Annotated in this window: 22 protein-coding genes and 1 pseudogene; 13 read left to right on the forward strand and 10 right to left on the reverse strand. The window is 63.4% G+C overall.

Annotation, left to right across the window (positions count from 1 at the left end):
- Window positions 1-100: 100 nt before the first annotated feature.
- Window positions 101-1,936 (forward strand): annotated as a pseudogene (locus tag AWB81_RS30580) (autotransporter family protein); the annotation flags it as partial.
- 45 nt (window positions 1,937-1,981) lie between these two features.
- On the opposite strand, the gene AWB81_RS30585 reads toward AWB81_RS30580, so the two are convergent.
- From AWB81_RS30585 to leuC, 4 genes are all read right to left on the reverse strand, one after another.
- Entirely contained in the window at window positions 1,982-2,677 is a 696-nt protein-coding gene (locus tag AWB81_RS30585; protein ID WP_062640616.1) for a nucleotide-binding protein, read from the reverse strand.
- Window positions 2,678-2,952: 275 nt separating this feature from the next.
- Window positions 2,953-4,275: a 2-hydroxycarboxylate transporter family protein gene (locus AWB81_RS30590; protein ID WP_062640618.1), complete on the reverse strand. Its 1,323-nt coding sequence runs from the start codon at window positions 4,273-4,275 to the stop codon at window positions 2,953-2,955.
- Window positions 4,276-4,383: 108 nt separating this feature from the next.
- Window positions 4,384-5,019, reverse strand: a complete 636-nt coding sequence (gene leuD, locus AWB81_RS30595) for a 3-isopropylmalate dehydratase small subunit (RefSeq protein ID WP_062640620.1) — start codon at window positions 5,017-5,019, stop codon at window positions 4,384-4,386.
- Window positions 5,012-6,424: a 3-isopropylmalate dehydratase large subunit gene (leuC, locus tag AWB81_RS30600; protein ID WP_062640622.1), complete on the reverse strand. Its 1,413-nt coding sequence runs from the start codon at window positions 6,422-6,424 to the stop codon at window positions 5,012-5,014. Before leuC ends, leuD begins: the two co-directional genes overlap by 8 nt.
- 120 nt (window positions 6,425-6,544) lie before the next feature.
- On the opposite strand from leuC, the gene AWB81_RS30605 reads away from it, so the two are divergent.
- Both AWB81_RS30605 and AWB81_RS30610 read left to right on the forward strand, forming a co-directional pair.
- Window positions 6,545-7,432 (forward strand): LysR family transcriptional regulator, encoded by an 888-nt coding sequence (locus AWB81_RS30605; protein WP_062640624.1) that lies wholly within the window; start codon window positions 6,545-6,547, stop codon window positions 7,430-7,432.
- Between the two features lie 139 nt (window positions 7,433-7,571).
- Entirely contained in the window at window positions 7,572-7,787 is a 216-nt protein-coding gene (locus tag AWB81_RS30610; protein WP_062640626.1) for a substrate-binding domain-containing protein, read from the forward strand.
- Between the two features lie 88 nt (window positions 7,788-7,875).
- Here AWB81_RS30610 and AWB81_RS30615 read toward each other — a convergent pair whose 3' ends face one another.
- Entirely contained in the window at window positions 7,876-10,458 is a 2,583-nt protein-coding gene (locus AWB81_RS30615) for a penicillin acylase family protein (protein ID WP_087135300.1), read from the reverse strand.
- Between the two features lie 299 nt (window positions 10,459-10,757).
- On the opposite strand from AWB81_RS30615, the gene AWB81_RS30620 reads away from it, so the two are divergent.
- Window positions 10,758-11,531 (forward strand): ABC transporter substrate-binding protein, encoded by a 774-nt coding sequence (locus tag AWB81_RS30620; protein ID WP_062640629.1) that lies wholly within the window; start codon window positions 10,758-10,760, stop codon window positions 11,529-11,531.
- Between the two features lie 37 nt (window positions 11,532-11,568).
- Here the strand turns inward: AWB81_RS30620 and AWB81_RS30625 are convergent, their stop codons facing one another.
- Window positions 11,569-12,519 (reverse strand): LysR substrate-binding domain-containing protein, encoded by a 951-nt coding sequence (locus AWB81_RS30625; protein ID WP_062640631.1) that lies wholly within the window; start codon window positions 12,517-12,519, stop codon window positions 11,569-11,571.
- 154 nt (window positions 12,520-12,673) lie between these two features.
- Between AWB81_RS30625 and AWB81_RS30630 the strand changes: the two genes are divergently transcribed.
- From AWB81_RS30630 to AWB81_RS30640, 3 genes are read left to right on the forward strand one after another with little or no spacing between them, the layout of a single operon-like run.
- On the forward strand, window positions 12,674-13,837 hold the full coding sequence (locus tag AWB81_RS30630) for a M20 aminoacylase family protein (protein ID WP_062640633.1): 1,164 nt from the start codon (window positions 12,674-12,676) through the stop codon (window positions 13,835-13,837).
- A 46-nt stretch (window positions 13,838-13,883) separates the two neighbouring features.
- Window positions 13,884-14,672, forward strand: coding sequence for an ABC transporter substrate-binding protein (locus AWB81_RS30635; protein ID WP_062640635.1), 789 nt, complete (start codon window positions 13,884-13,886; stop codon window positions 14,670-14,672).
- Between the two features lie 33 nt (window positions 14,673-14,705).
- Window positions 14,706-15,545, forward strand: coding sequence for a phytanoyl-CoA dioxygenase family protein (locus AWB81_RS30640; RefSeq protein ID WP_062640637.1), 840 nt, complete (start codon window positions 14,706-14,708; stop codon window positions 15,543-15,545).
- Between the two features lie 96 nt (window positions 15,546-15,641).
- Here the strand turns inward: AWB81_RS30640 and AWB81_RS30645 are convergent, their stop codons facing one another.
- Window positions 15,642-16,616 (reverse strand): LysR substrate-binding domain-containing protein, encoded by a 975-nt coding sequence (locus tag AWB81_RS30645; protein WP_062640639.1) that lies wholly within the window; start codon window positions 16,614-16,616, stop codon window positions 15,642-15,644.
- Between the two features lie 158 nt (window positions 16,617-16,774).
- Between AWB81_RS30645 and AWB81_RS30650 the strand changes: the two genes are divergently transcribed.
- Genes AWB81_RS30650 through AWB81_RS30675 form a run of 6 tightly spaced genes read left to right on the forward strand, consistent with a single transcriptional unit; the run spans window position 16,775 to window position 22,400 of the window.
- Complete coding sequence (locus AWB81_RS30650; RefSeq protein ID WP_062640642.1) at window positions 16,775-17,854, forward strand: aromatic ring-hydroxylating dioxygenase subunit alpha; 1,080 nt, start codon at window positions 16,775-16,777, stop codon at window positions 17,852-17,854.
- Window positions 17,851-18,969 (forward strand): 2Fe-2S iron-sulfur cluster-binding protein, encoded by a 1,119-nt coding sequence (locus AWB81_RS30655; protein ID WP_062640645.1) that lies wholly within the window; start codon window positions 17,851-17,853, stop codon window positions 18,967-18,969. The genes AWB81_RS30650 and AWB81_RS30655 overlap by 4 nt, the downstream gene beginning before the upstream one ends.
- Window positions 18,970-19,018: 49 nt before the next feature.
- A complete protein-coding gene (locus tag AWB81_RS30660; RefSeq protein WP_062640647.1) occupies window positions 19,019-20,146 on the forward strand; it encodes a DUF2817 domain-containing protein in 1,128 nt (375 codons plus the stop codon).
- A gap of 42 nt (window positions 20,147-20,188) precedes the next feature.
- Window positions 20,189-20,878 carry an ABC transporter permease gene (locus AWB81_RS30665; RefSeq protein ID WP_087135301.1) on the forward strand — a complete coding sequence of 230 codons (690 nt, stop codon included), beginning with the start codon at window positions 20,189-20,191 and terminating at the stop codon, window positions 20,876-20,878.
- Window positions 20,875-21,588, forward strand: coding sequence for an ABC transporter permease (locus tag AWB81_RS30670; RefSeq protein WP_062640651.1), 714 nt, complete (start codon window positions 20,875-20,877; stop codon window positions 21,586-21,588). The genes AWB81_RS30665 and AWB81_RS30670 overlap by 4 nt, the downstream gene beginning before the upstream one ends.
- Window positions 21,589-21,632: 44 nt before the next feature.
- The gene (locus tag AWB81_RS30675; RefSeq protein WP_062640654.1) at window positions 21,633-22,400 is read left to right on the forward strand and encodes an ABC transporter ATP-binding protein; all 768 of its coding nucleotides are present in this window, start codon (window positions 21,633-21,635) and stop codon (window positions 22,398-22,400) included.
- 18 nt (window positions 22,401-22,418) lie between these two features.
- Here AWB81_RS30675 and AWB81_RS30680 read toward each other — a convergent pair whose 3' ends face one another.
- From AWB81_RS30680 to AWB81_RS30690, 3 genes are read right to left on the reverse strand one after another with little or no spacing between them, the layout of a single operon-like run.
- Window positions 22,419-23,231, reverse strand: a complete 813-nt coding sequence (locus tag AWB81_RS30680; protein WP_062640656.1) for a radical SAM protein — start codon at window positions 23,229-23,231, stop codon at window positions 22,419-22,421.
- 22 nt (window positions 23,232-23,253) lie between these two features.
- Entirely contained in the window at window positions 23,254-23,823 is a 570-nt protein-coding gene (locus tag AWB81_RS30685) for a 3'-5' exonuclease family protein (RefSeq protein ID WP_062640659.1), read from the reverse strand.
- On the reverse strand, window positions 23,820-24,452 hold the full coding sequence (locus AWB81_RS30690) for a toprim domain-containing protein (RefSeq protein WP_159938960.1): 633 nt from the start codon (window positions 24,450-24,452) through the stop codon (window positions 23,820-23,822). The genes AWB81_RS30685 and AWB81_RS30690 overlap by 4 nt, the downstream gene beginning before the upstream one ends.
- Window positions 24,453-24,748: the final 296 nt, after the last annotated feature.

Consider the following 24,748-nt stretch of genomic DNA (forward strand, 5'->3'; position numbering starts at 1 on the left):
AGGAACCTTGCTCGCACCTCCTACAACTGCCTGAGTTCGAAAAGTACAAGGCCACCTGATGAACGCCCCGAGGCGTCCACGAACAAAACCCAATTTTGCAGGTCCGACTACCTACACTGGCGGGACGAACGTCGCGGCCGGCACGCTCGCGGTGGGTGACGCGCTGCACCCCGACGCTGCGCTGTCGGGCGGCGGCGCTACCGGCGTGGCGAACGCCGCGACTCTTGGCGGTCACGGCAGCGTGACGGGCAATGTCACGAACGCGGGCACGATCGCCGTCGCCGATGCACTTCCCGCGTTCGCTGGCACAGGCCCGGGCGCCTTCACGATCAACGGAAACCTGACGAACGCCGGCGTGGCGTCGGTTGGCGGCGCGGGCGTCGGCAACCGGTTGAACGTGATCGGTAACTACGCGGGCCAGAACGGCACGCTCGCGCTGAATACCACGCTCGCCGGCGACAACGCGGCGTCGGACCGACTCGTCATCAGCGGGGTGGGATCGACGGCCACCGGGACGTCGGCGATCAAGATCAACAACGTCGGCGGCGCCGGAGCGGCCACCTTGACCAACGGTATTCAGGTAATCGAGGCGAACGGCGGCGCTACAACCGACCTGAGCGCGTTCCGGCTCGCGGCGCCCGTGAAGGCCGGTGCGTACTCTTACTACCTGGCGAAAGGCGGGGTCACGGACGGAACGTCGCAGAACTGGTATCTGCGCAACACGATCCCGGCAGCAGCAGCACCTGCAACGACCGCGCCGCCCGGCGCCTCCAGCGCACCTTCAGTCACCCCCAGCTCGGCGCCCGGCGCACCCAGCTCGGCGCCCGTCGCATCTGGCGCGCCTGTCGCATTGCCCGCCAATCCATCGCAGCCGGTCTCGGATCAAAATCCGCTCGTCGCGCCCAACACGCCGATCGCCGCGCCCGGCACGCCGCGAGCGCTTGCCGCTGCCGTCGGCAATCCGCCTTCGGTCGTCACGCCGATCTATCGCCCGGAAGCACCGATCTACGCCGCCATTCCGATGGTCGCGCGGCAAATCGGCATCCAGCAGATCGACACCTTCCACGATCGTCAGGGCGAGCAATCGCTGCTCGACGAAACCGGCTCGCTGCCCGCCGCGTGGGGCCGTGTGTGGGGCGGACATACGGTGCAAAGCCAGGACGGTACCCTCAATCCGGAGTTCGACGGTTCCATCTACGGCTTGCAGGCGGGGCATGACATCTACGCCGATTCGCGTCCGAGCGGGCATCGGAACCACTACGGCTTCTTCGTGGGCTTCACGCGCGCAACCGGCGACGTCAACGGCTACGCGCTCGCGACACCCAATCTGGACGTCGGCCATCTCGCGATCAACGGCTACAGTCTCGGCGCGTACTGGACGCACATCGGTCCGGGCGGCTGGTACACGGATGCGGTGCTGATGGGCACGTCGCTCACGATCGATCCGCAATCCAACGACGGCACCGGCGCGACGACGCATGGCCGCGCAGTCAGCGGTTCGGTGGAAGCCGGCCTACCCATTCCGATTGCCTATGGGCTGTCGCTGGAGCCGCAGGCGCAGATCGTGTGGCAAAACCTGTCGATCAACGATCTGAACGATGGCGTCTCCACCGTTTCGTTCAGGCATGGCAACACGTTCCTCGGCCGGCTCGGCGTGCGGCTCTCCGGCAACTATTCCACGCGCTTTGCGGCGTTGCAGCCGTACTTGCGGCTCTCGGTGCTGCGCAATTTTGGCGCCGGCGACGAGGTCACGTTCGGCGGCACCACGACCTTGCCGGGTTCGGTCGGCCAAACCGCGGGACAGATCGGCGCGGGACTCGTCGCGCAGATCAGCAAATCGAGCAGCGCCTATGCGACCGTCGCATACCTGACGAATTTTGGCGGCACACACCAGCGCACGGTGACCGGCAATGCCGGGCTCAGGTGGTCGTGGTAAGTCGCGGCGAGGCCCGCCGATAGCGTCGCGGGACGTGCCGGTTGCCTACGGCGCGACCTTCTCGATTTCCTCATACGCGCGATTGAGCCAGACCTTCACCCGCTGGCGTTCGAGCATGCCCAGTCCGGTGCTCGCGCGATCCGGATGATGCGCCGCCGCCCAGAAGCTGGAATTTTTCTGGTCGATCTTCTGCATCGTCGTGTCGGGAAGATGGCGCAGCGATACGACGCTCGCGCCAAGCGCTTCCGCGCGCTGGCGTTCGCCTGACGCTTCCAGCAGCTCGAAGCGATCACCACGGATCTCGTTCAGCACGATCACGAGACGCAACTTGCCGCCGAACTGATCGAGCCATTGCCGCAGCAGATCGACCGAATCGCGGCCGGCGTCCATCACGTGCCACCACGTGAGTGCGATCCCGCTTTCCTGCGCGATGCCGAGTACGTCGGAGTCCTCGAACCATTTCGATATCGACTGCTGGGTCTGCGCCGCGAGGTCGACGACGATGCGGCGCTCCGGCTGTTCCAGCGCATGCTCGATCACCGGGTCGAGGCTGTCGTGGTCGTCCAGCACCGCGGGCGCGGCGAAATCGGCGTAGTAGCGCAGCAGCGCTCCGTGCGAGCGGTCGGTGTCGAAGCCGAGGAACGGCAGGTTGCGGTCGATGAAATACTGGGCCAGCACGCGGGCGACGAGCGATTTGCCCACCCCGCCTTTTTCCCCGCCGATGAAGTGCACGAAGCTCATGTGTTCGAATCCTTGTTGTCCTGAGTGGGTCTGCCATGCGGGCACGCAACGCGGCCGCGGTACAGGCTACACGGGCAATATTCGCGCGGGCGGGCTTTTTTCGTGACGCAGGGTGCCGCCCATTCTGACAGCCGGATCTGGCCGTGCGGCTTGTCGTGCAGCGGCGAGCCGGAACTTCATCGGCACAGTAGCGGGCCTGGCGACGAACCCGCGAACGCAAGCCGCCCGGGCGGCGGCTTGCGGATAGTGCCGAAGTGTCGATGCAGGCGAGGGCGTCAACTCAGCCACTTCATCATGAGTGTAGCGAACACGATCATGCCGGCGCCTCCGATGCGCGTCGAAATCTGCGCGAACGGCATCAGGCCCATCCGGTTCGAGGACGACAGGATCGCGACGTCGCCCGTGCCGCCCAGTCCGCTATGGCAGGCCGTGATTATCGCGGCCTCCACGGGATACATCTTGAGCCAGAGCCCCACGAAGAAGCCCGAAATGATCATGGCGATCACAGTGGACGCACAGATGACGAAGTAGGCCGGCGAGAACGCGGCAACCAGCTTGTCCCACGATACGAACAGCGTCCCCAGGCCGACCAGGATCGCAAACGTGAGATTTGTCGACATGAACTTGTACATCTGGTAAGCGCCGACTTCCATCGACTCGGGAATCGCGTGGGCAAGTTTCAAGAGGGCAGCCGCGACGATCATGAGCACCGGGCCAGGGATGCCCGTGATCGGTGCGAGCAGCGCGCCGAGGATGAAAAGCGTGCAGCCGAGCAGCAGGCCGAAACCCATCAGGCGCAGATCCAGCGCCGCTTCGGCCTTTTGTGCCTTGAGCAGTTCCTGGTCTTCTCCCGTGCGCACGAGCATGCCGTCGCCACTGTACGAAGCATGTTTTTCGCCGAAGCGTTTCAGGATGCCGCTCGCGAGAATCGCAACGACATTGCCGATCAGGGCTGCCGGCACCATCGTGGCGATCAGGTGTCCCTGAGCCGTGCCGGTGATCTCCGAATAGCCGATGGAGAGCGGCAGGATGCCTTCGCCGATGCCGCCACCGAGGATCGGAATGACGATATAGAAGAACACGTGCTTCGGATCGTAGCCGAACAACAGCCCGACGAGAATGCCCGCTGCAATCGCCGTTATCGTGCCCACCAGCAGAGGCACGAACATCTTGAGAAACCCCTGGATGAGAATCTTGCGGTTCATCCCGAGAATGCTGCCCGCGACCAGACACGCGATATACAGATACTGAAGATTCGCGGTCTTCATCGTCGTGGTGATGGCCTTGAGCGTCGTGTCGTCCATCAGCTTGTAGCCGAGCAATGCCGAAGGAACGAAAAGGCAGAGAATGGCCGGGCCGCCTATGTGCCTGAACAGCGGAATGCGACGTCCGATTTCGCCCAGCAGCAGCCCGGACAGCATCAGCACCGCGAAGCCGCCGATCATGTCGTTGGGAAGCTTTTTGGTCACGATGGCGAGGATCGTCACGAGCGCCACGGCGCAGAACATCGGAAGCGGCATGCCGCCGATCGTAAAGTTCGACAGCAGCGATTGCCGTCCGAGCGGCGCGACGCTCGCGTGCGTTGAGGTACTTTCCATTTCACGTCTCCGGAGGGGAATTTCATGTGCCTGCTTTCACCGCGGGCCTGCCAGACTGCGCTGGCTTAGGCTGCCGGCCCGCGGGGTCGGACGCTCCTGCGTCGCTTGCTAGGCGCGTTGTTGTTTCGGAAGGTCGATCTTCATCCACGGGTGATCCGCGTAGTGACGGGCTTCGAATGCGTCGATGGCCTCGGCGTCGCTCAGCGTCATTCGGATCATGTCGAGACCTTCGACGAACATGCGCTTCTGCCGCTCTGGCAGGTCGAACGGATATTCGTCGCCGTCTGCCGTCACCACGCGCTGGCGCTGGACGTCGATCGTCAGCTGGCTCTTCGCGGGGTCGCTGACCAGTTCGATGAGCGCCGCTACGATCGATGGATCGAGCATCACGAGCAGCAGGCGGTTGTTGAGCGCGTTGAAGTAGAAAATCTCTCCGAAGCTCGGCGCGATCACCGCTTCGAAACCCGCCTGCTGCAAGCCCCAGACGGCATGTTCGCGGCTTGAGCCGCATCCGAAGTTCGCGCCGGTGATCAGGATGCGGGCACCGCTGTAGGCTGGCTGATTCAAGACGAACTCGTTTCTGGGCAAGCCGGACGTGTCGGTCCGAAGGTCGTACAGGACGCCGCGCGCCAGTCCCGACTTGTCGATGCCGAAGAGAAACTGCTTCGGCATGATCTGGTCCGTGTCCAGGTTGTTGAGGGGCAGCGGAGCCGCGATTCCCGCGACGGTTTCGTGCTTAGACATGCTTAAACTCCTTGCGTACGTCGACGATGCGACCGGCCAACGCGGCTGCGGCGGCCATCGCCGGGCTCATCAGATGGGTTCGTGCACCGCGTCCCTGGCGGCCTTCGAAATTGCGATTGGTCGTGGATGCGCAGCGCTGGCCGGGCTGAAGGATGTCGTCGTTCATCGCGAGACACATCGAGCAGCCGGGCTGGCGCCACTCGAAGCCCGCTTCGATCAGCGTGTTCGCAATGCCTTCTCGCTCGGCCTGCTCGCGGACCATCCCGGAGCCCGGCACCACCATCGCGCGAACCGACGGCGCGACCTTGTGCCCTCGCACGACGTCGGCGACGGCCCGCAAGTCTTCGATGCGAGCGTTCGTGCACGAGCCGATGAACACATGGTCGATCGCTAGGCCGTCGATGGCTTCGCCCGCGTCGAGCCCCATGTAGTTCAGCGCCTTCGACGCGTTGTGGCGTTCGAGCGGTTCGCTCGACAGCGCCGGGATGCGGTCGGCGATCGAGATCGCCTGGTCCGGGCTCGTGCCCCAGGTTACGAAGGGCGCGACCACGCTCGCGTCGAAGCGGTGCGTGACGTCGAAGGTCGCATCGGCATCCGACCTGAGTTGCTTCCACTGTTCGGCGGCCGCGGCGATATCGCTCTGCGACAAGTCCTTGATTCGCTCTGCGACGTAGCGGACCGTCGTGTCGTCCGGCGCGATCAGCGCGCCACGCGCGCCGGCTTCGACGGTCATGTTGCACAGGGTCATGCGCGCTTCCGCGGACAGCGCCTCGATCGCCGGGCCGCTATATTCGACGGCATATCCGCGTGCGCCCTGCGCGCCGATCTTCGAGATGATGTAGAGCACGAGATCCTTCGACGTCGTGCCTTCGGGAAGCGCGCCATCGACGCGGATATGCATGTCGCGCGCGACCTTGTAGACGAGCGTCTGCGTCGCGAGAACGTGCTCCACTTCCGACGTGCCGATGCCGAAACCCAGCGCGCCGAGCGCACCGTAGGTGGTCGTGTGGCTGTCGCCGCACAGCACGACCATGCCCGGCCGGATCAGCCCGATCTCCGGCGCGACGACATGTTCGATCCCCTGCTCGCGATCCGTCACATCGAACAGGTGAATGCCGTGCTTGCTGCAATTGCGCGTGAAGTTGGCGGCCTGGTTGGCGGCCGCATCGATCATGATCGTGCGCTTGCCGACGGCGACCGGATGGGTCGGGATCACGTGATCGACAATGCCCATCTGCTTCTCGGGACAGCGCACGGGAAGGTTCTTTTCGGCAAGCCCGGCAAAGGCCTGCGGGCTCGTGTACTCGTTCATGATGTGCAGGTCGGCATACAACGCGACGTGCTGCTCATCGATCCGGAACGCCGTATGGCTTCCCACGATCTTCTGGTAAAGCGTCTGTGCCATCGTCTCTCTCCAAACTGGCTCGTTTGACGACCGGGATCCAGTCGTTTGAAGAAGTGTAATTCGGTAGCGACAGCGATAAAATGCAGACTCCTTTAACCTACTATTAAGTTTAATTTAACAATGGACTCGATCGCCGACCTGGATTTCTTCGCGCGGCTGGTCACGCAGGGCAGCCTCTCGGCGCTCGCACGCGAACTGGGCGTCACGCCGCCCGCGATCAGCGCGCGGCTGAGCCAGCTGGAACGACGGCTCGGGGTGAAGCTGCTCAACCGCACGACGCGCCGGCTTGCCCTGACGCAGGAAGGAGAGCTTTATCTGGGCACGGGTTCGAAGCTACTGGAGCAGGTGCAGGAACTGGAGCGGATGGTGTCCAGCAGTCGCGAACTGCCACGCGGATTGCTGAAGGTGAACGCGACGTTTGGCTTCGGGCGTCGTCACATCGTCCCGGCGCTGTCCGAGTTTCGCCGCCAGTATCCCGATGTGGAAGTGCAACTCGACCTGACCGACCGGCCGATGAATCTCGCGGAGTTCGCATTCGATGTCGGCATCCGTTTCGGCGAGTTGCCGGATCAGCGTGTCGTGGGAAGGATGCTCGCGACGAACCGCCGTTTCGTTTGCGCATCGCCTGCCTATCTCGAACAGTTCGGTATCCCCAGGCTTCCCGACGATCTGAGAAGCCATCGCTGCCTGGTTCTGAGAGAGAACGACACCGCCTACGGCACGTGGCACTTCACCAAGGGCAAGCGGCACGAACTGGTCAAGGTGCAAGGCACCATGAGCAGCAACGACGGAGAGGCGACGCTGCGCTGGGCGCTGGACGGACATGGCGTGCTCGTGCGCTCGGAATGGGACGTCCAGTCGTATCTCGATGCGGGAACGCTGAAGCGCATGCTGGCGGACTGGTCGCTGCCGCCGTCGGACATCTACGCGATCTATCCCGAGCGCCTCAATTTGTCGGCGAAAGTGCGCGTGTTCATCGATTTCCTCGACCACTATCTCAAGCGATAAACATTGGGAACGCGCTTCCGAACGACCTAAGATCAGAAACAGCAATTTCGTCGATGCGACGCGATGTCCGGATCACCGGTTCGGTTTGCTGCACTGCGTGCGTCGTCACCATGCTGAGGGCACCAAGGAGACGTCGACGATGAACGGGAAGCCAAACTGGATGAAGAATCTGGTCGGTGCCGCTGTAGTCTGCATTGCCGCGTGTCACTCGATGGCCGCATTCTCCGCGGGCATAACCGGTGCCGGATCGACGTTCGTGTATCCCCTATTGCTGAAGTGGGCCGCTACCTACCACACGAAAACCGGGCAGGAAGTGACATTTCAGCCCACGGGCTCGGGCAACGGCGTGTGGTAGATCAAGGCCGCGCAAGTCACGTTCGGCGCCTCGGACATGCCGCTCGCACCTGAAGAACTCCGCGCGGTCGTCGGCCAAGAGCCCCGTTTCAGCGTGACTCTTCCACCTTGAGCTTCGCGACCTGCCGCGCGTGCAGGGCGACGTCCGCGTCATCGAGCCAGAGCGGCTTGCGGCCGAAGCCCGTGTAGAGCGCAAGCTGATCGTCGTAATGCGGCGAGCGCGTGCCGTCGGGTGCGATAAAGCCGCTTTCTCCCGGAGCCACCACATCGAACGCCTGCACCTTGCCCCGCGCCGCTGAGCTTCCGAATACGATCAGGTCGTTCTCCGTTCCACGGTTCTGGTATTCGGGCACGCGAATCGCCTCCGATGCACCCGCCTGCGGCACGCCGAAGAAATTGTTCGCGCGAAACGTCAGCGCGACAGCGGGCGTGCGCCACGCGGCGATGTCCTTGCCCTGCTGTTCCGAGAGCTTCGTCCAGACGTCACCGAGCGCGGCGCGAACCACGTCGTCGGGTTGCTCGCCTGCAAACAGGTCGACGCGCTGCGGCACGCCAGAGCGCTCGCCGAGCAGCGCCTCGTAGAGAATCTTGCTGCCGGTGCTCAGGTTCATCGAGCCGGTCGGACCGTCCTGGGTCGTCTCGTAGCCGCTCGTCATGTACCACTTGTCGAATGGGGCAGGCACGGCTTTGGCCACGGTTCTCGTCAGCATCGAGCCAAGCCATGCGCTCATGATCGCCGAGCCGGGTTGCGCGTAGCGGCCGCTGTCCTTCGGATCGTCGTTGAGGCCATTCCATTGACGGAGCGTGTCGGCGATGCGGCGGCGCGGATCATCCGCGGGCAGCGATGCAGTGGCCCTTTCGATAAACGGAAGGAAATGACGCACGTTCAGATCGGCTCGGCTCGTGTCCTTGAGGATTTGCCAGACGTCGTCGCTGTCGAGGGTCGGGTGCGCGTCGATGCGCTTGCTGATTTCATCGACGCGATCGGCCGTGCCCCACAGGAAAGCGAACAGGTCGGAGGCGGGATAGCCCTTTTCCGGCGAGTTGTTCCAGTTCGCGATGTAGCCTGAATGCGGATTGTAAATCTGCGGATTGGTCGAGAAGGGCAGCAGTCCGCGCCAGTCCCATTCGCCGGTACCGGGCACCGGCAGCCGGGGATCGTGCCCATCGCGACGATGCGGATACGCTCCGGTATGCGCATAACCGATGTTGCCGTCGCGGTCGGCGTAGTACCAGTTGATCGTCAGCGCCTGCCGCGCCGCCTGGCTAGTCCAGCTCTTCCAATCGCGAGCCTGAGCCTGATGCGTCCATGCAAGCAGCGATTGCACTTCGAGACCGTCCCACGCGCGCGCCTTCGCGTAGGCCGTATGCTTCGCGTCGTCGCGCTGCATGACATTGCCGTGCACCGTACGGTACACGTCGAGGACCACGGGCGCGCCGTCCTTCACGTGAATGATCTCGGTGCGCTTTTGCATCTGCACCCAGCGGCCGTCATGCCAGTAGAAGTCCGGACGCGCGGGGTCGATGCGTTCGGCGTACATGTCGACGTCGTCGCCGAAGCCGGCCGTCGAACCCCACGATATCCGGCCGTTGTGGCCGAAGAGCATGCACGGATAAGCGAACGGCGTATTGCCGACGATGTCGAAGCCCGCGCCATGCAGGCCCACCCCATAAGTGTATGCCGGCGCAAACCAGCCGAATTGAGGTCCGTTGAGCATGATCGCTTTCGCGCCGCGCGCTCGTTCCTTGCCGATGATCCACATGTTGCTGGTCGTCGGAAAGCCTGCGGGACCGTTTGCTCCGCTTTGCGCATACTGCGCGAGCACCGTTTCGCGATTGGCCGCCGGATCGAGTGCGAGCAGCAGGCCGTCGTCTGAGCGCGCCAGGCGATCGGCCATCGGCGGCGCGGCGTCGTAGCGGGGCAGCGCGTAAGCGAGCGCCCCGTCGCTTTGCTGTGAGCCAACCTTGACAGCGTACGAACGTTCGCTAGCCGCGATCGTTGTGCGCGCATTCGGGTTCACGAGCCATTTCAGCTGGTTGAACAGGTCCATCGCGCGGGTTTCGCCGTAGCGGTCCGTCAGCGCGGTGAGGAGCGCGAGGTTGTCGACTTCGCTCGTGCTGTCGGAAAAACGGTTGGCCATCGTGCCGACGAACACCATCGCGACATCGAATGCGCTCCATGTCGAGGGGGCGAAGCCGAAGTCGTTGAACTGCTTCGGCATGAGCGTGCCGGGCTGCTCGCGAACGTGCGCGAGGTAGGCGTTCATGCCGGCGGCATAGCCGTCGAGAATGTCGCGCTCGCGCTGCGGCAAGGCCGCGATCTGCTTTTCGATCGAAGCGGGCCAATAGTTGCCGCGCGTGGCCTGATCGAACTTCACGAACTTGTCGCCGAGCACTTCGGCCACGGTGCCTTGCGTGCTGCGCTTGGCCATCTCCATCTGGAAGAGACGATCCTGCGCGACCGCATAACCGTAGCCATAGAACAGTCGATACACGGAATTCGCGTAGATATGCGGCACGCCATACTCGTCTCGCTTGATGACGACTTCATGCGCGGTGGCAGCGGCTTTGCCGGTTTCGGCCGCGTGCGCGGCGGGTACGAAGGGCGCGAGGGGCGCGATGGACACCGCAAGGGCAAGCGCAGTGAGCGGGCGGCGAATCAGGAAGGACATCGCGTCTCCATGTCGTTATCGATGGTTCGCGCCATCGTAAGGCCAACCGTCCGGTCGGTCAATGCGTGATGTCGGTCGTGCAAGCGCGCCAGGACCGGCTGCCGGGGGGCGATGCCGCCGCAGTTTAGAAAAACTAAACCATCGCATAGCAGGACGCCCCTGTACGCGCGGATTTTGGGTTCTTACCCTCGACCTCGTTCGATATAACGACGCCGGCAGCAGGTTCCAAAGCCCGCTCCGGTCACCCCAAATGCGTCGCAAAGGGCAACGCCTCGCTACGCGCCTGCCAGGGAGATTTCATGAAGAAAGCGATTGCCTGCCTGACGTTCTCGATGCTTGCGCTTTGCGCCCACGCGAAGGATGCGGCGGAGCTACGCTTCGGCGTCGACCCTTCTTACGCGCCGTTTGAATCCAAGGCGCCTTCGGGTCAACTCGTCGGCTTCGAGATCGACCTCGGCAACGAGATCTGTCATCGCCTGAACGTGCGCTGCGTGTGGGTGGAGACGGCTTTCGACGGCATCATCCCCGCGTTGCAGGGCCGGAAGTTCGAAGCGATCCTGTCGGCCATGTCGATCACGCCCAAGCGCGAGACGCAGGTCGCGTTCTCCACGCCGCTATTCAACACGCCAAGCCGCCTGATCGGCCGACAGGGCGCCGATATCCGGCCGAACGTCGAATCGCTGAAGGGCAGGCGCGTGGGCGTTGCTCAGGGGTCCACGCAGGAAGCCTATGCAAAGGCCTATTGGGCGCCCTCGGGAATCGAGGTGGTCTCGTATGGCAATCAGGAACAGGTTTATACGGACTTGCGCTCGGGGCGCATCGACGCGACGCTCACCGACATGATTTCGGGCAGCGAAGGCTTTCTGAAGACAGCGCAGGGCACGGGCTACGCGTTCCTCGGCGAGCCCGTGACCGACGCCAGGACGTTGGGCAAAGGCGCGGCAATCGGTTTTCGCGAGGACGACGCCGCGCTGCGCGAGAAGATCGATGCCGCCATCGAAGCCATGAAGAAGGACGGTACTTACCTGAAGATTCGACAGCGCTATTTCGACTTCGACATCTCGAGCGGTTGAGCGCAACGCCAGGTGCGGTATAGCGGGCGCGGAATCGTCAGATCAGCAACTCGACCGAACGCAGCACATTGCGCGTCTGCTGCGAAGGCGATTCCAGTCCGTCGCGGATAGTGCCGATCAGGCAGTCGATGAAGCACTCGGACGCTTCGCTGAGCGGATGGCCGCTTCGCGAGATGACACTGACCATCGCGTCTTCGAGTTGCTCGCGCAACGGAAACGCGCACAGGCGTTCTCGTGCAGCGCACAACTCCACGAGCGGCCATGGAAAGACGCTCACCATGTCGGTTTGCCGCAGCAACGAAATGGCAATCGAAAACGAATGGGCCAGGTGAATCTTGCTGGGCATCGGCACGTCGTGCCGCGAAAACATGTTCTCGACCAGCGGACCGTCGTTCGCCGGGTCCCACGTGAGCACCCAGTCGAGATCGCACAGATCCGCGAGCGAGTGACAGCCGGAGCGCGGATGCCCCTCGCGTGCAACCACGGCGCATGTAGAAGAGAAGAGCGGCCGGTAGTGAAATTCGACGCCGGGCGTTCCGGGTGCCGGCCTGCCGACGAAGAAATCGAGGCTGCCGTCGCGCAGGCGCGGGTTCGCGATGGACAACAGCCCTTCGAAGAACTCGAGCCTCACGTCGGGCATCTTTTCGCAGAATCGCGTGATGGTTTCCGGCAGGAAGGTCATTGCGATCCACGGCGTCACCGCGACCGTGAGCTTGCCTCGCGCCGCCCCGCGCAACGCACCCATCGCTTCGTGAGCACGTGTCATCTGACCCACCATCAGCCGTGCGTGAACCAGCAGCGCCTGGCCCGCTTCGGTAAGCGTGACGCCCGACGACGTGCGCAGCACGAGCGGCATCTGCAGGTCTTCTTCGAGTTGACGCAGGCTTTTCGTGATCGCCGCGGGCGACGCGTTGAGTGCGCGAGCGGCGCCGCGAATGCCGCCGGCATCGGCGACGGCCACAAAGGTTCGGAGTTGATGGAGCTTCATGCAGTCTCGTCAAAAGGGCCGCCAGCGCCGGGTGTTCGCCTATGGTTGTCACGTTCACGATTCTAGCTCTCCCCCGCTCGTTTCTGTCGGGATACGTTAGCGCCATCCGGGTGCTTTGCCTGCCGGACAACCAGACGACAACGAGACGCCAACGATGAACGCCCCAGACGACTTCCTCGCGAGCCACGACGAAATGATCGCGCTGCGCCGCCAGATCCATTCCCATCCCGAACTCGGCTATCAGGAGTTCATGACGAGCGATCTGGTCGCAGAACGCTTGCGGGAATGGGGCTACGAGGTCCACCGCGGACTCGCCGGGACGGGCGTGGTCGGCACGCTGACATGCGGAGACGGCCCACGACGAATCGGCCTGCGCGCGGACATGGACGCGTTGCCGGTCCACGAGCAAACCGGGTTGCCCTATGCGAGCGTCACGCCCGGCAAGATGCACGCGTGCGGCCACGACGGCCATACCGCGATGCTCCTTGCCGCCGCCAAGCATCTTGCGCAGACTCGTGATTTCAATGGCACGCTGCACCTGGTGTTCCAGCCCGCGGAAGAAGGACTCGCCGGCGCGCGGCGCATGCTCGAAGAGGGACTGCTGGAACGCTTTCCTTGCGACGCCGTATTCGCCATGCACAACATGCCGGGCTTTCCCGCCGGTCATCTCGGCTTTCGCGCGGGACCGTTCATGGCCTCCGCCGATCAGGTGACCGTGCGCGTGATCGGTCGCGGTGGCCACGGCGCGATGCCCCACATGACGGTCGATCCCGTCGTCGTGTGCGCGGCGATCGTCTTTGCGCTGCAGACCGTGGTGTCGCGCAACGTCGCGCCGCTCGACATGGCCGTGATCACAGTGGGAGCCATTCACGCGGGAGAGGCGTCCAACGTGATTCCGGACGAAGCGCGCATGAACATCTCGGTGCGGGCCTTGCGTCCCGACGTGCGCGATGAACTTGAGCGGCGCATCACCCGGGTCATCGAAGCGCAGGCCGCTGTCTACGGAGCGCGCGCCGAGGTGAACTACGAAGCGAGCTATCCGGTACTGGTCAACGACGCCGAAATGACCGCGTTCGCTCAAGAAGTCGCGCGCGAGTGGCTCGGCGAGGAGCGCCTGATCGCCGATCTCCAGCCGCTCACGGGAAGCGAAGACTTCGCCTGGTTCCTGCGCCGGTGCCGTGGCTGCTATCTCATCATCGGCAATGGCGACGGAGAAGGAAGCTGCATGGTGCACAACCCGGGCTACGACTTCAACGACGACATTCTCATGACAGGCGCTGGCTACTGGGTGCGTCTCGTGAAAAGCTTTCTGGCCTGACGAAGATACGACGCCGATAATCCTCCACTCACTTCGGAACAACGACATGAAACGTGCATTGCTTCCCGTTCTTCTCGCGCTCGCCATGGTGCCCGCAGGCTTGCCCGCGATGGCGCACGCACAGGACCCCCAGACGATCCGCTTCGGCGTCGATCCGAGCTATCCGCCGTTCGAGTCGAAGGCGGCGGACGGTTCGCTCGTCGGCTTCGATATCGACCTCGGCAACGCGATCTGCAAACAACTGAACCAGAAGTGCGTGTGGGTCGAGCAGAGTTTCGACAGCATGATCCCGGCGCTGAAAGCGCGCAAATTCGACGCGATCCTCTCCGCGATGTCGGCGACCGAAACGCGCCGCCAGCAGATCGACTTCACGAATCGCCTCTACAACGGACCGTCGGCGCTGATCGCGCGTTCGGGCACGAAGCTGCAGCCGACCGCGCAGGCGCTGCAAGGGCAACGCGTGGGTGTCGTGCAGGGCTCGACACAGGAGAGCTTCGCGCGTGCGGAGTGGGCGACGAAGGGCGTCACGCTCGTGGCTTATCAGACGCAGGACCAGATCTACCAGGATCTCGTGACGGGCCGGCTCGACGCCGCATTCCAGTCGTCGGTGCAGGCGGACTACGGCTTTCTGAAAACGCCGCGTGGCAAGGGTTTTGCGCTGGTCGGCGCGCCGGTGACCGACAGCCGCGTATCGGGCGATGTCGCGATCGGCTTGCGCAAGGGCGATTCAGCGCTCGAACAGCGGCTCAACCAGGCGATCGACGCGATGCGAAAAAACGGCAGCTATCAGCAAGTGGCGTCGAAGTATTTCAACTTCGACATCTACGGAAATTGATTGCATGGCAAACCAATTCGAAGGGAGCGAGCGATGCACGAAAGCCTGAAGGCGCGTCTTGAAAGCGCCGTAACGCCGGAACTGATCGAAGCGTTTCGCCGCGACGGCGCGGTGTGTGTGCGCAACATCTTCCGGGATGACGAAGTCGCCTTGCTGCGGGAAGGAATCGACCGCAATCTTGCCGCGCCGAGCGAGCGCGCAAAGGTCGCGAGCCGGCCGGACGACCCCGGCTGGTTCTTCGAGGACTTCTGCAACTGGCAGTCGAACGATGCGTACCGGCGCTTTATCGTCGAGTCCGCTGCGCCTGCCGTCGCCGGCGCGCTGATGGGTTGCGGGTCGGTGCGGCTCTATCACGACCACGTTCTCGTGAAGGAGCCGAATACGCGCCAGCGCACACCGTGGCATCAGGACCAGCCGTACTACAACATCGTCGGCGGCGACAACGTGAGCATGTGGATACCTGTCGATCCCGTCGCACGCGAGTCGACGCTCGAGTTCGTCGCGGGCTCGCATCGCGGGCCCTGGCTGATGCCGCGCACGTTCATGGAAAACGAAGCCCGGTGGTTCCCGGAAGGCAGCCTCGCGGATCTGCCGGACATCGAAGCCCATCGCGACGCACACCCGATCGTCGGCTGGGCGCTCGAACCGGGCGACATGGTCTGTTTCAACATGCTCACGCTGCACGCGTCGGGCGGCGTAGGAGGCAATGTGCGGCGGCGTGCTTTCTCGATTCGCTTCATCGGCGACGACATCCGGCATGCGCCTCGGCGCTGGCGCACGTCGCCCGAATTCCCCGGGCTTGCCGGGACTTTGCCTGAAGGCGCGCCGATGGATCATCCGCTGTTTCCCGTCCTGTGGACCGCGCAGTCCTGAAATCGAAAGAAGTGCAGGGCACCTGTCGTGTGACACCGGCGTTTCATGCTCGGTGCGATGTACGACTGGACGAGCGCGAAGCCTGGGGCAAGGCGCCTACAGGCTCGCCGGTTCGCTCGTCTCGCCGATCACGCGCAGCAGTCGGTCGTTGAGCTGCTGCTGTTCCTTTGCCTGAGTCAGGAGCCAGCGATGAAAACTGCGGCAGTGTGCCTTGTCGAATGTGTTCGGCCGCCACGTCAGGAAGTACGGCCAGGGCAGCGGCAAACCCAGCGCGAAAGGCATGACGAGTCGGCCGGCGGCGAGGTCGTCGCAGATCATCGACGACTGAGCGAGCACGAAGCCGTGCCCGTCGATGGCCGACTGGATCGCCACGCTGGAAAGCGAATACACCTGGCGCGTGTCGTTCACGCGACCGTTGTCCGCTTCGTCGATCGCGTTTGCCCGGAACCAGTCTCGCCACGAGGGCGGCGATGCGAACTTCGGCAGCCAGTCCACCGAAATGAGCGGATACGCGAGGAGGTCGGCGGGCGTCGCGAGCGGCGCATCCGCACGCAGCAGGTGCGGGCTGCAGACGGGCACCACGCAGTCGCAAAAGAGTTCGACCGCGTTGTTCACGTCGGCCACGCGATCGCCGTAACTGATGCGAAAATCGATCTCGTAGCCCTCCGGCGACGGCTCCGTGTGCGTGCCGTCGAGATAGACGCTCAAGTCCGGATGTCGTTGCTGCCACGCGACCACGCGCGTGGCGAGCCATTTCGACAGCAGCGACGGCAGCGCGCTCACGTTCAGGTTGCGCACGTTCTTCGACCGCTCAATTTCGGCATGCGCGACGCGCAGGCTCTCGAACGCCACCGCGCAGCTCTCGTGGTAGCGCGCGCCGGCGGCGGTCAGCCGCAGCCGCTTGCCGTCCTTCTGCATCAGGCGCAGGCCCAGCGTGTCTTCGAGCAGCTTCATTTGCTGGCTGACAGCGCCCGCCGAGATGCCAAGCCGCCTTGCCGCTTCGGCGACGCCGCCGCATCGGCCCACGGCTTCGAAGACCTGCAGCGCGCGCAATGGTGGAAGTGTCTGCATCCTCGTCTCCCGCATGATTCGTTCAGTTTAGAAACTCTAAACGAAGAGGCAGTTTTGCACACCTGTTCTTCGGCGTTTTGGCTCCTTATTCTTCTTTCGTGCTCGGGACAAAGCCGAAGCCGGCAAGGATCGAGCGATATCGAACAGGAGGCAGTGCAATGTTCTTGAAGAACGCGTGGTACGTCGCGGCCTGGGACAACGAGGTCACGCAGGATCTCTTGCCGTTGACGATTCTCGATGAGCCGGTCGTCCTCTACCGCAGGCTGGACGGAACGCCCGTCGCGCTGGAAGACGCCTGTCCGCATCGCAAGCTGCCGCTCTCGATGGGGCGCCGCTCGGGCGACGAAGTGGAGTGCGGCTACCACGGACTGACGTTCGACTGCTCGGGCACGTGCACGCGCGCGCCGGGCACGACGCGCATACCGGCTGGCGCGCGGGTGCGCAGCTATCCGCTAGCGGAGCGCTACGGTCTTGTCTGGATCTGGATGGGCGAGCCGGGCGCGGCCGATCCTGCCGGTATCGTCGAGGTCGACGAATGGGCCGATCCCGCGTGGGGCTCGAATCGCGGCGACGCAATGACGGTCGATTGCCACTACCTTTATGTGACGGACAACCTGCTCGATCCGTCGCACGTCGCGTGGGTGCACCGGACGTCGTTCGGCAACGCGGCGTGTGAGTCGGAGCCGCTCAGGACGGAGGTGGCGGAGCAGGGCGTGACGGTTGCTCGCTGGATGCGGGACGTGGACGTAGCGCCGTTCTATGCGAAGTTCGTCCGCTTCTCGGGACGATGCGACCGCAAGCAGCATTACGAAGTGCGCTTTCCGTCGCACGCGATCATCAAGGCCGTGTTTACGCCTGCTGGCACCGGGGGAGACGGCGCGCCCGAGCACCCGGACGTGTTTCTCATGAACTCGTATAACTTCATGACGCCGGTGGACGAGTCGCGCACGCGCTATTTCTGGTTCCAGACGCGCAATTTCGCGCCCGGCGACGAAGAAGTCTCGCGTCAGTTCGACGCGGACGTGCGCCATGCGTTCGAAGAGGACCGCGCGGTGCTAAGCGCCGTGCACGCGGGAATGTCGCGCCGGCGCACACCCAATATCGATCTCGCCATCGACGCGGGGCCGCTGCGTTTTCGCCGTGCCCTCGCGAAGATGATAGAGCGCGAGCAAACAGCCGAAGCCAAACCTTCACCCGTGTATTTCGTGGGTCGCGCGGCGGGCGGAGCAACGACATGACGAGCACGGATTCGGGCGCGTCCGGCCGATTCAGACGGCTTCGCGTGGCGCGTCGGGTGCGCGAAAGCGAGTCGATCGTGTCGTTCGAACTCGTGCCGGCGGACGGTCTTGCACTCGTGCCGTTCCGGGCCGGGCAGTTTGTCGCCGTGCGGATCGCGATGCCGGACGGCGAATCGCTTGTGCGCACCTATAGCCTGTCCGGCGATCCGGCCGACACGTCGCGCTGGCGCATCTCGGTGAAGCTGGAAAGCAATCCGCGCGGCCGCGGCTCTTCGTATCTTCACGAGAGCGTCGCTGCTGGCGATGAACTCGACATTGCCGGACCGGCGGGAGAATTCGTCTGTGCGGAGGAGAGCGAGCGGCCTGTCGTGCTGCTGAGCGGTGGCGTCGGCGTGACGCCCATGCTCAGCATGCTTCATCGGCTGAGTTCGGCGAGCGCGCGGCGCGTGCACTTCATTCACGCGTGCGAGAACGGTGCGGTCCATGCGTTTCGCGACGAAGTGCGGCGTCTCGCGGCGACGCGCTCGGGCATCGGCGTGCATGTGTGTTACCGGTCGCCACGCGAGCGCGAAGACCGGGACGCCTGCGACAGTCGCGGCCTGGTGACGAAGGAGACCTTGCAGGCGCTGCTTCCGCTCGATGATTACGAAGTCTATCTGTGCGGCCCGCCGCCGTTCATGCAGGCGAACTGGAGCCTGCTGCGCAGCCTCGGAATCGCGCGCGAGCGCATTCACTACGAATTTTTCGGGCCTGCCACCGTGCTTGATGCCGACGCTTCGCCGCCTGCTGCGTCGATCGAAAGGGAGCGCACAGCAGCGGAATCGGACTTTGGCGACGCCGCGGATGGTGCACCGCTTACCGTGCAATTCCATCCTCATCACGAGCCGATCACGTGGGATCCTGCGTGCGCATCGCTGCTGGAGTTCGCAGAGCAGTCCGGTTATGGGCCGCCGTTCAGTTGCCGTGCGGGTATCTGCAATAGCTGCGTCGCGCGTCTCGTGACGGGGCGAGTGGGCTATGTCGAGACGCCGCTCGATCCGCCGCCTGACGGCGAACTGCTGCTGTGCTGCGCGAAACCCCTGACTTCCGTCACGCTGGAAATTCAGTCTGCATGAGCGCCGCGGCAACACGCGGAGCATCAACACCAAGAATGTCGAGGACCACATGACGATCGAATTTCCTGTTGAACCCCGATACGCGCGGCAACGCGAGCGGTTCCTGCACGCGGCGACAGCCGCGGGTGCGACGCTCGCATCCTATGAGCATCCCATGCGCGGTCCGTCGGGCGAAACGCTTGCGACGGATGTGGCCTGGCTCGGCGCGCCCGGCGCGCGCCGGGTGCTGGTCGCGATCTCCGGGACGCATGGTGTCGAGGGCTACTACGGCTCCGCGTGCCAGACGGCGTGGCTGGATGACCTCGGCTCGCGCGACCTGCCCGAAGACGTCGCGGTCATGATGGTGCATCTGATCAACCCGTGGGGCACGGCCTGGGTGCGTCGTGTCAACGAAGATAACGTCGACCTGAATCGCAACTATCTGGATTTCAGCGCCGCGCTGCCGGTCAACGAACGCTACGAAGCGATTCACGCGATCTATACGTGCCGCGACATCGACGGCCCCGGCCGACAGCGCGCTGACGCGCAACTCGCCGGTCATCTGCGCTCGATGGGCTGGCCGGAATATCAGGCGATCGTGGGGGCGGGGCAGTATGCGCATGCCGACGGTCTCTTCTATGGCGGCACGCAGGCCACATGGTCCAATGCGACCCTGCGCGCGATCGTCGAGCGTTTTCTGACGCCTGCGCAGGTCGCGATCGCATTCGATCTGCATACCGGCGCCGGTGCCTTCGGCCATCCGATGCTGATGGCAGTCGCGCAGTCACGCTATCCCGCGCTCGCCGACGCGCAGATGCTCTACGGCCCATGGCTCTATACGTTGCTGACGGGCGCGGACGCCGCGACGAGCGAGACCGGCGTCGTTGCTCGCGCGACGGGCTACACGTCGCAGGCGATGCTCGACGCGTTACCCGATACACATCTGATGCAGCTCGTCGTCGAATGCGGCACGTACGCGGAAGAGCGCATGCATGAGGCGTTACGCGACGATCACTGGCTGCATCTGCACGGCGATCCGCACGATGCACGCGGCAAAACGATCAGCCGCGCCCTGTTCGATGCTTTCCTGCCAGCCGACGAGGACTGGCGCGATATCGCCTGGCGCCGCACGCGGCAGGTCTGGGAACGCGCGTTGAAGGCGCTCCCCGAACTGGATCGCGCGCCACGCCAGCCCTGATCTGCGTCAGCCAGAACAAAGAACCCATCAAGGAGACATGCCATCATGTTCGAAGGCTACGGTCCTCAACTGATTGCGGGAACCTGCAAGACACTGGAACTTGCGTTGTTATCGCTCGCGGTGTCGTTCGTGCTCGGACTGGCCGGCGCGGCAGCGAAACTCTCGGGCAAGCCTGCGTTCGTGAGCGCGGGCACTGCCTACACGACGCTGATACGCGCCGTGCCCGACCTCGTCCTCATGCTGTTGCTCTTCTACAGCATTCAGATGCTCCTGAACCAGGTGACGGATGCGATGGGCGTGGATCAGATTGACATTGATCCATTCGTCGCGGGCGTGCTGACGCTCGGGTTCATCTACGGCGCCTACTTCACCGAGACGTTTCGCGGCGCTTTTCTCGCGGTTGCGCGCGGGCAGATCGAGGCAGGGCACGCGTACGGCATGACGCGCTGGCAGGTGTTCCGCCGGCTGATGTTCCCGCAGATGATGCGCTTTGCGCTGCCCGGCATCGGCAACAACTGGCAGGTCGTGGTGAAAGCGACGGCCCTCGTGTCGATTATCGGACTTGCCGATGTCGTCAAGGTCACTCAGGATGCCGGCAAGAGCACGCTCCAGTTTTTCTTCTTTACCTTGGCTGCCGGCGCGATCTATCTCGCGATCACGACCGTGTCGAACGTGGCACTCGCGTGGCTCGAAAAGCGCTATTCGGTCGGCGTGCGGAGGGCCACGCCGTGATCGACATCGTTCGCGAGTACTGGCAAAACTATCTGTTCACCGACGGCTACCGCTTCACCGGCCTCGCCGTCACGCTATGGCTGCTGGTCGCTTCGATCGGGCTGGGCTTCTGCCTTGCCGTGCCGCTTTCGATCGCGCGGGCGTCGAGTAACCGCTTCATCTCGACGCCGGTATGGCTCTATACCTACGTGTTTCGCGGCACGCCGCTCTATGTTCAGCTTCTGCTCTGCTACACGGGCCTCTACAGCCTTCAAGTGGTTCATTCTCACGCGCTGCTCGATTCGTTCTTTCGCAACGCGATGAACTGCACGCTGCTCGCATTCACGCTCAACGAGTGCGCATACACGACCGAAATCTTCGCAGGTGCTATCAGGGCCACCGCACATGGGGAGGTGGAAGCGGGGGCGGCCTACGGCATGTCGCGCTTCACGCTTTATCGACGGATCATCCTTCCGTCGGCGCTGCGCCGCGCGTTGCCCAACTACAGCAACGAAGTGATCCTCATGCTGCATGCGACCACGCTCGCGTTCACCGCGACCGTACCCGACATCCTGAAGGTCACGCGCGACGTCAACTCGGCGACGTACCAGTCGTTCCACGCTTTCGGCGTCGCGGCGCTGCTCTACGCGGGCATCGTGTTCACGCTGGTGTTCGCCTTCCGCAAGCTCGAGGCGCATTGGCTTGCGTTTCTCAGGCCGCAGGCGCACTGATGCGCGCTCAATCCGATCCCCGTCACGCAGGAGATTTCGAACCCATGTACAAGCTGGCCGTGGATGATCTGTACAAAAAATTCGGCGAAAACGAGGTGCTCAAAGGGGTATCGCTCAAGGCGAAGGCGGGGGATGTGATCAGCATCATCGGCTCCAGCGGCTCCGGCAAGAGCACGTTCCTGCGATGCCTTAATTTCCTCGAACAACCTTGCTCCGGAAGCATCAAACTCAACGACGAACTGATCCGCACTGCGCGAGACCGGCGCGGCACACTGCGCGCATCCGATCCGAAGCAGTTGCGTCGAATGCGCGCGAAGTTATCGATGGTTTTTCAGCACTTCAACCTGTGGGCGCACAAGACCGCGCTGGAAAATGTCGTCGAAGCGCCGATGAGTGTGCTGGGCCTGAGCCGCGCCGATGCAACCGAGCGCGCGCGGCTCAATCTGGCGAAGGTCGGACTGACGCCCGCCACGGAGAACCGCTATCCGGCGCATCTGTCGGGCGGACAGCAGCAGCGCGTGGCCATCGCCCGCGCGCTCGCGATGGAGCCGGAAATCATGCTGTTCGATGAACCGACTTCCGCGCTCGATCCCGAACTGGTCGGCGAAGTGCTGCGCGTGATGCAGTCGCTCGCGGAGGAGGGGCGCACAATGATCGTGGTCACGCACGAGATGGGGTTCGCGCGGAATGTGTCAAATCATGCGGTGTTCCTGCACCAGGGACGGATCGAGGAGCAGGGCGATCCACGCGAGGTTCTAACGAATCCCCAAAGCGAAAGGGTTCGGCGGTTTCTTTCGGGGAATCTCAAGTGACACTGCGTGCGATGCACGTCAATGCATCACTCGATCACTCGATTGGATCGCAACGCGTTTTCTCGGCACGGCGTCCGCTGGAATCGTGCAAAGCAACGTATCCATCGATTCGCTCGCGCCTTCGAGCACGACACGTCCATCGGCTTCCACGACATGCAAAGGCCGAGCTGAAAAATCCAGCCATCGTATGTCCAGCCGGCCCTGAAGCGCCCGACGTTTGCGCCGGACGCTTTCGCGAAGGGCGGATCGCTGCTGCGGCGTCAGTCCGTATTCGCCCTGTGTGCGATAGCCGCTTCCACGCGGAATGAACGGGAGAATGCTGAGTTGCCGCACGTGCTCGGCAAGGCAAAAATCCGCCATCCAGTCGAGCACCCAGTAGCCATCGGCGACGATCGTCGTCTGAACCGAAGCGGGAATTCCGGCACGGAGCAGGCAGCGAAGATGTTCGGATGCAAGATCGAAGGCGATCCGCCCGACCAGTGCATCGTGATGCGCACGGTCGCCATGGAGGCTTACCTTGACCTGCGTTCTTGCAGAGCGCAAGGCAGGCAATAAACGCTCCGGAAGGGCGATCCCGTTCGTTGTCAGCCGCGAGCCGCCGCCATGCGATTCGACGTGTGCGAGCAGTTCCGGCAAGGCCGGGTGGATGGTCGGCTCGCCGCCGCAGAAGTGGATGATCCGCACGCCCTGATGCGCCAGCCAGTCGAGGCGTTGCATGAGTACCGTGGCAGGCGGATGCGCGCCGTCGGGTGGCGCAAGGCAGAAGCCGCAACGCGCATTGCAATAACGCGTGACCCTGAAACAGATCATCGGCGGCAGGTTCGGATTCATGATTCAAAAGACGTGTCGGCGGTCAGCGCTTGCGGCTCTCGCTGAGCATATTGCAAAACAATGCTCCCTGCTCGAGCGCATCGTCAAGCGCCACATGACTATGCGGCAAATCGTCGAACCAGCGCTTCGGCATTGCGCTCTTCGTGCTGCGACGATAATCCTTGCGCAGCAGAACCATCGCCATCGTCTTGATGTCGAGCGCGGAGAAGCTGAATGGGCTGCGGCCCACGAAGCGCATCAGGTACCAATAGACGAACATGAAGTCGAAGGCCGCCGGATAACCCACAAATACAGGCATTCCAGGCAGCGCCTCCAGCCATGTGACGTAGTCGTTCATCGCTGACTCCGGCGACCGCGGATTTGCGCGCGCCGCTTGTGAGGCCTCGGGGTGCTGTCGCCACCAGTCGAGCGTATCGGGGTGACCGCTCGAACCGGGCAGAACTTCCAGCGTCGCGGAAAAGGTGCCGTGCAAGACTTTTTCCGCATCGTATGCCGCCGACGCGAAGCTCAACATCGAATGCGGACCAGGAATCGGGCCGTCAACTTCGACGTCCGTACTGACATAGATTTCGACCTTGGTTTTGACGTTCATCGATGGCTCGCTTTGTCGGCGGCAACTATGTTATCGCGAAGCCAGCGCGCGACGACAGCAGGTCCGCGTTTGACGAGTGCAGTATTCCAGTCTTTGCAGCGCATTGGAGGGAGCAGGCGAATCACGGTTGTATTCGGGAGCACTTGCCTGAAACGCTCCGCCTCGCGATCGCCGGGGGCGTTCGCATCGAAGCCGAGCCACACGGTACGGTGGGCGCAGACTTCGGGCAGCCAGGGAGCCCAGCGTCCGATGGTGGCGACCGCGGACCAGCCGCACACTGCCAGCGAGAGAGCATCGAAAATGCCCTCGACCAGTATGAGGTGCCCGGCTCGCCAGCCATCGCCGACACAGGCTACTCCGCCGCCGCAGCCAACGGTCAGCATCTTGTTCTGGCCGCGCGTCGTAGTGAGATAGCGGCCGTGTACCGATGTCAGTTTTCCTTCGCGGTCGTACAAGCCGACCAGAACGGCGGCCCGGCCGTCCCAATCGGGATCGAAGCGCATTCCGGCGACATCGGCTATTGCGAGAGGGATGGCGCGACGCTCGACATACACCTGGCCGGACGTGCCGGCAAGCGGAATAGCGCGTGCAAAGCGTTCGTCCGGCAACTCGCCTCCTGACAGTGGCATGCGCGGACTATCGATGCCTTCGAACCGAGCCATCTGAGGATGGGTTGCGCAGTTTGCTTTGGAAGCTGCACGCGGGTACGGGCAGTGTTCCTGAGTCTAGTGGAAAGCACGGTCGGTATGGTGCTGGGAGATGGTGATCTGAGATTTCGTCTCAGGATCGACGCTTAGGCCGCCCGAAAGCGGACATCACTAAAAAGCTCTGACAGCTGATGTCAAAGCAAAATTGAAATGTCGTACCGCCGGCTAAGTACAGATGTCGTGTTTTTGGTTGGTTGTGAAAGCTGTCTTCAACGGTT

This window comes from Caballeronia arationis, assembly GCF_001544975.2.
Classification (GTDB): Bacteria; Pseudomonadota; Gammaproteobacteria; order Burkholderiales; family Burkholderiaceae; genus Caballeronia; species Caballeronia arationis.